The organism is Streptomyces sp. B1866 (genome assembly GCF_031932565.1).
Classification (GTDB): Bacteria; Actinomycetota; Actinomycetes; order Streptomycetales; family Streptomycetaceae; genus Streptomyces.
Window position 1 is genome coordinate 1 of sequence record NZ_JAVSCF010000326.1, and the last position, 6070, is coordinate 6070.

Sequence of the window (6070 nt, forward strand, 5' to 3'; positions counted from 1 at the left end):
ACTGGTTCGATCCCAGTATCGCCCACCATAAGAAGACCATTGCAACTTGTTACTTTCAGGGGCCGTCCGCCAGGGCGGCCCCTGTTGGTTGCCTGGGGCTGGAAGGCCCGTTCGTAGATGGTGCGGCTTACCCCACCGCCAATACTGACGAGCGTGTGGTCCACGTCCCACAGGATGAGGCGACGGGCTGACGTGGCGTCGCCGTGCGCGCTGTCCGTAGGCATGGAGGACAGCGTAGGGCCGCGACCTCTCCGACACCCGGGTCGGAGCCGAGCAGGGTCCTTGTCGACGTCGGCCTCGGTGCGTCGCCGCTGTCGGGGTTTCCGGCCCCGGCAGCGTGGCGGCAACCGCGTCGGCTCCCGCGCGGGCGTTCGACTCGCGGGCGTTCACGCCACGGCGGGCAGCCCGGGGCGCAGCGGCCAGGACGGGTTCAGGTGCTCGTCCGAGCCGTCCCGCGCGAACCACGCCTGGAGTCCGCGCGCCTGGGCCGCGTACCACTCCGTCTGCCGCTCGTGCAGCTCGGCCGGGCTCAGCGCCTCCAGCCGGGACGCGAAGCGCCGGCCCAGCGCCCGTACGACCTTCAGGGCGGCGAGCGCGTCGGCGGCCGTGTCGCGCGTCCGCGCCTGCTCCACGCCGTAGCGCGCGCACAGGTCGGCCAGCGTGCGGCGGCCCTTGCGGTAGCGGTCGAGGTGCCGGTCGAGGACCTGCGGGTCGAGCACCCGCAGTGGGCTTCCGGACAGGGCCGCGGTCAGCGAGGAGTTGCGGTGCCGTCGCAGCTCCCGGTCCAGCAGCGTCAGATCGAACGGCGCGTCCATCACCACCAGCGGAATCCCGGACGCCGCGCTCTCGGCGAGCCCCTGGCCCACCTCCTGCATGACCGGCGCCGGCCACCTGCCGTGCCGCCGCAGGTGATCCTCCGTCAGGCCGTGCGCCTCGGCGGCGGATTCGGGGACCGGCACCCCGGGGCTGACCAGCCAGCGCCGGCACTCGGCGACGCCGTCGGGCTCCCGCTGGATGACGAAGGCGGCCGAGACCACGCGGTCCCGCTCGGTGTCGGCTCCGGTGGCCCTGGCGTCCAAGGCGGCGAGCGGTCCCTCGAACCAGCGGGGCATGGCCTCAACTCCTCACACCGTCCGGCCGGGTGGTGCCGCTGCCCGGCCTTGGACAGGTGATACCCGAGGACCCCCGCCGTCGAACCGCCGCCCGGGCGAAGCTGTCCCGGGCGTGTGCCCGGTGGCGGAACGGTCCGTACGCGCCGGCCCGGGCCGCGGCGGCCGGTCGGCGCACCGCCCGTCGCCCCGCACCGGACTCTCGTCCGGTCACGCCCGGGACGCGAGGTACCGCCAGTCCTGCCAGGTGTCGAGCCGCTTCCGACAGGCCGCCTCGACAACCGGGTAGGGATAGGTGCCGAGGAAGATCCGCAGGGGCGGCGTGTCGGTGTCGACGAGTTCGAGGACGGCGGCGGCGGTGGCCCGCGGGTCCTGGGGCGCGCGGGCGGACGCGCCGGCCCGGCGCGCGACGCGGACGGGCTCGTAGGCGGGGAGCGGCTCGGTGTGCGCCGCGGAGGCGCCTGACCAGTCGGTGCCGTAGGGGCCGGGTTCGACGAGGGTGACGTGGATGCCGAACGAGCCGACCTCCTGGGCGAGGGCCTCGCTCATCCCCTCCAGGGCCCACTTGGAGGCGTTGTACAGCCCGAGCGTGGGGAAGGCGGCGAGGCCACCGAGGCTGGAAACCTGGAGGATGTGGCCGCTGCCCTGGGCCCGCAGGTACGGCAGAGCCGCCTGCGTCACCCACAGCGGTCCGAACAGGTTGGTGTCGAGTTGGGCGCGGGCCTGCTCCTCGGTGGTTTCCTCGACCATTCCGAACAGCCCGTAGCCCGCGTTGTTGACGACCACGTCCAGGCGGCCGAGGGTCTCGGCGGCCCGCCGCACCGCGGTGGTCGCGGCGGTGCGGTCGGTCACGTCGAGGCGGAGTGGGAGGACGTTGTTCCCATGGGCGTCGACGAGGGGTCGCAGGGTCTCGGGGTCGCGTGCTGTGGCGGCGACGCGGTCGCCACGGTCGAGAGCGGCTTCGGCCCAGATGCGGCCGAAGCCGCGGGACGCGCCGGTGATGAACCAGGTCTTCATGTCATCGAGCCTGCGCCGTCCGCGCGTCGTCAGCCAGCACCCCCGCGGGGTTACCCTCGCACCACGGCGGCCGACAACCTACTGGGAGATTTCCTCAAGGCCCGGCGCGGGCGAGTCTCCCCGGCGGACGCGGGGGCGCCCGCAACGGGGCGGCGCCGGGTGGCGGGGCTGCGCCGGGAGGAACCGGCCCGGCTGGCGGTCGGCGGCCTCGCCCTGCGGCGGCAGGCGCTCACCGTCGGCGGCGCCGAGCAACAGGTGATCATCGTGTACCAGGCGACGGCCGGGAGCCCGTCCGAAGCGGCCCTGGCCCGGCTTCTGCGAGGTGACCGGCACGACACGCGCGCGGCCCTGCGCAGCCACGGCGTTCTGCCCCGCGGACATCTTCACCAGGCGTGCTGGTGCTTCTGGGCGGTGCACTCCGGGATCGCGTCGATTCCGCCTCGGCCGGGCGGGGCGCGGCCCGCCACCTGCCCGGCCCGGTCCGCGCCGCGGCGCAACCCCTTCGCGGCCCACCCCGGAACCTCGGTACGGTCGCGAGGAGGCCCTCGCCGAGATCGCCGACGCGGTGCGGCGGCGCGTCCAGGTCTGAGCCGCCCTCCGCGGCCGGCCCCGCGGACCGGCGGGCCGCGGAGCGGAACGAGGGTGCCGTGAGGGGGCGGTCCGGCCCGGGGCCCGCCCCCTCACCGCTTCGGCGCCCGTCGCGGGCGCCTATGCTGCACATCATGACGAGCGAGCCGGAACAGCAGATCGGAGTCGGCACCCAGGACGCCTTCCAGCGTCTGTGGACACCCCACCGGATGGCGTACATCCAGGGCGAGAACAAGCCCACCGGTCCGGGCGCCGGAGACGGCTGTCCCTTCTGCGCGATCCCCGGCAAGAGCGACGAGGACGGGCTGATCCTCGCCCGCGGCCGGTACGTGTACGCCGTGCTGAACCTGTACCCGTACACCGGCGGGCACCTGATGGTCGTGCCCTTCCGGCACGTCGCCGACTACACCGACCTCGACGGCCCGGAGACGGCCGAACTCGCCGAGTACACCAAGGCCGCCATGGTCGCGCTGCGCGCCGCCTCCGGCGCGCACGGCTTCAACATCGGCATGAACCAGGGCACCGTCGCGGGCGCGGGCATCGCCGCGCACCTGCACCAGCACGTGGTGCCGCGCTGGGGCGGCGACACCAACTTCATGCCCGTCGTCGGCCACACCAAGGTGCTGCCGCAGCTGCTCGCCGACACCCGCCGCATGATCGCCGCCGCCTGGCCCGGCGCGTAACGGCCCGCGCGGCGCCGCGAGACGCGGACGGGCCCGCCGCGGTGCCACCGAGGCACCGCGGCGGGCCCGTCCGCGCGGGGGCTACGCGTCGTAGAGGTCGGCGCGCTTGGGCGCCGCGTCCTGCACCTGCCCGCTGAGCACCAGCGAGCGGCTGCCGAACCGCTCGGTGTCCACNTCGGCGCGCTTGGGCGCCGCGTCCTGCACCTGCCCGCTGAGCACCAGCGAGCGGCTGCCGAACCGCTCGGTGTCCACGCCGTGCTCCCGCAGCACCTTGATGGCCGCCTCGTGGACCGCGCGCAGCACGGGCGTCGCGGTGCGCAGCGCGTCGTCCGCCATGAAGCGGTGCCGCCACGGCTTGTCCGCCCACGCGTGCCGCAGCCCGAACGGCTCGGGCAGCACCAGCTTCCCGCCCCAGTACTCCAGCAGCGGCGGATACCAGGTCAGCGGCGCGCGCGCGGCCAGCCGCACCACCTCGCGGGCGTTGACCAGCGGCAGCGGGACCGACTTGGTCTCCCAGAACTTGAACGGCTTGCTGACCGTCTTCGTCGGCGCCGACGGCTTGCTGGTGAACAGCGGGTGCACCGGGCCGAGCGCGTGCGCGGTGACCTCGACGCGCAGCGTGTTGTGCAGGTACGTCACCGTGATCAGCATCGAGATCACCAGCTGGCCGTCCCACAGCACGAACTGCACGCCCAGGTAGTGCCGGTCGCCGCTGCCGAACTGCTGCTCGTCGCAGATCCGCTGGAGGTCCACGCCCTTTATCTGGTAGCCCTCCTCCTCGGAGCTGCCGCCGCGCGCCACGGTCTTCGCGCCCTCGCCGACCGGCGAGACCACCCAGTGCCGCACCGAGGGGGTGGGGAAGCCGCCGGTGTGCAGGGCGCCGCGCTCCAGCAGGCGCAGCCGGTCGTGGATGGCCCGTATGACGTCCCAGCTGCGGAACGGGTCGATGTCCCGGCCGGGGTCGGCGGGCACCAGGTCCTCGGCGAGCTGCCAGCTTCCCCAGCGGGTGCCCATGCCCAGGATGCCCTTGGGACCGGCGTAGAAGACGATGTTGCTGTACTGCTCGGCGGTGAGCTTGTGCAACGACGCGCGCAGATCCTCGGCCGTCTTCTCACCCGGGTTCTTCGGCACCGACTCGGGGATCCTGGCGCCCACGCCGCCGCCCGCCAGCAGGCCGCTCCAGCGGTCCCGCAGGTCCTTTGCCGTACGCTCGCAGACCCGCTTGGCCAGATACCAGCCGACCACCGGCGCGACCACCACGCCGCGCAGGTAGATCCCCCAGAAGCCGCCGAACGGCAGCCTGACCAGGAAGATCACGGTGATCACGGTGAGCGCGGCCAGCAGCGCGAAGCCCAGCGCGCCCACCCGCTTGTCCTGCGCCCCGGCTATCGTGCGCCGCAGCTGGAACGCGCCCAGCCACAGCAGCACCCCGGGCAGGAACAGCAGGCCGAAGACCGCCATGATGACGGTGAGCCGGGCGTCGCGCGTCCGCCGGATCCGGCTGGCCGCCAGGCAGTGCTCGACCACCGTCTGCGGCTCCATGCCGAAGGACTGGATCAGCTGCCCGCGGCCCTTGCCGATCATCCGCTGCTGCACGGCCCGGGCGAACGCCTCGCCGAGGTTCGGCTCGAACAGCGATATCCGCGGCTCCTTGACCTCCGACTGCATCCACTCGGAGTTGGCGTCGAGCAGCTTGGCCGGCGGCCCGTCCCGGTAGGCGGCCGACGCCAGCGCCTGGGTCGCCGCGGTCTGTCCCGCCGCCCCCGTGAGCGGCACCTGCGCCCCGGGACTGAAGTCGAATCCGTCCGTCACCAACGCCCCCTATACCGCACGCCGCTTGAGCCGCGGCCTCAGCGTATCCGGGCCGCGCGCCCCCTGTCGCCAGGGCCTCCCACACCCCGCCCGCCCCACCGGCCGGACCTGTCCTGCTCTGCCCGGACTGTGCCCCGTCGGCGGCCCGGCTACGCCCCGCACGCCGGCTTGCCGCCGACCGGCCCGCGCGTCCGCGACCGCCGGGCCGCGCGCGGGCCCGTGCGGCGGCCCGTCCGCAGGCCGTTCCGAGGCTGTCCCGAGGCCGTGCCGCCGCCGGGCCGTCCGCCCCGGTCCCGCTCCGTCCGGTGCCGTACGCCCCGCCGGCCGGCGCCGCCGCCGTACGCGCCCGCCGTACGACCCGCGTGCGGCTCCCGCTACGCGCCCGCCGCCGCGCCCTCGCGCACCCGGTCGGCCACCTGCGGCGGCATCGGCTCGTGGCGCGCGTACGAGCGGCTGAACCGCCCCGCGCCGTGCGTGAGCGAGCGCAGGTCCACCGCGTACCGCTCGATGCCCAGCTCGGGGACCTCGGCGCGCACCACCGTGACCCCGCCGTCCGACTGCTCGGTGCCCACCACCCGGCCGCGCCGCCCGGACAGGTCGCTCATGACCGGGCCCACGTACGCGTCGGGGACCAGCACCCGCGCCTCCACCACCGGCTCCAGCAGCCGGACGCCGGCCCGGGCGGCCGCGTCCCGCAGCGCCAGCGCGCCCGCCGTCTGGAAGGCCGCGTCGGAGGAGTCCACCGCGTGCGCCCTGCCGTCCACCAGGGTCACCGCCACGTCCACCAGCGGGTACCCGGCGGACACGCCGCGCGCCGCCTGCGCGCGCACGCCCTTCTCGACGGACGGGATGAACTGCCGG

General features: G+C 74.7%; 4 protein-coding genes and 2 pseudogenes. 2 read left to right on the forward strand and 4 right to left on the reverse strand.

Features of this window, described 5'->3' with window-relative positions; translation table 11 throughout:
- Positions 1-386: 386 nt before the first annotated feature.
- Positions 387-1112, reverse strand: coding sequence for a 3'-5' exonuclease (locus RKE29_RS27115; protein ID WP_312008305.1), 726 nt, complete (start codon positions 1110-1112; stop codon positions 387-389).
- Between the two features lie 207 nt (positions 1113-1319).
- Positions 1320-2126 (reverse strand): SDR family NAD(P)-dependent oxidoreductase, encoded by an 807-nt coding sequence (locus tag RKE29_RS27120; protein ID WP_312008306.1) that lies wholly within the window; start codon positions 2124-2126, stop codon positions 1320-1322.
- 81 nt (positions 2127-2207) lie between these two features.
- Here RKE29_RS27120 and RKE29_RS27125 point away from each other — a divergent pair.
- Positions 2208-2324, forward strand: a pseudogene (locus tag RKE29_RS27125) (XRE family transcriptional regulator); the annotation flags it as partial.
- A 512-nt stretch (positions 2325-2836) separates the two neighbouring features.
- Positions 2837-3397, forward strand: a complete 561-nt coding sequence (locus RKE29_RS27130) for an HIT domain-containing protein (RefSeq protein ID WP_312008307.1) — start codon at positions 2837-2839, stop codon at positions 3395-3397.
- 81 nt (positions 3398-3478) lie between these two features.
- Here the strand turns inward: RKE29_RS27130 and RKE29_RS27135 are convergent, their stop codons facing one another.
- Positions 3479-5209 (reverse strand): hypothetical protein, encoded by a 1731-nt coding sequence (locus RKE29_RS27135; protein ID WP_312008308.1) that lies wholly within the window; start codon positions 5207-5209, stop codon positions 3479-3481.
- A gap of 374 nt (positions 5210-5583) precedes the next feature.
- Positions 5584-6070 (reverse strand): annotated as a pseudogene (locus tag RKE29_RS27140) (elongation factor G-like protein EF-G2); the annotation flags it as partial.

Bases quoted from the DNA above. Each gene is read 5' to 3' on its own strand.
- RKE29_RS27130 (WP_312008307.1), top strand. From the start codon at position 2,837: ATGCTGCACATCATGACGAGCGAGCCGGAACAGCAGATCGGAGTCGGC.
- RKE29_RS27115 (WP_312008305.1), bottom strand. From the start codon at position 1,112: ATGCCCCGCTGGTTCGAGGGACCGCTCGCCGCCTTGGACGCCAGGGCC.
- RKE29_RS27120 (WP_312008306.1), bottom strand. From the start codon at position 2,126: ATGAAGACCTGGTTCATCACCGGCGCGTCCCGCGGCTTCGGCCGCATC.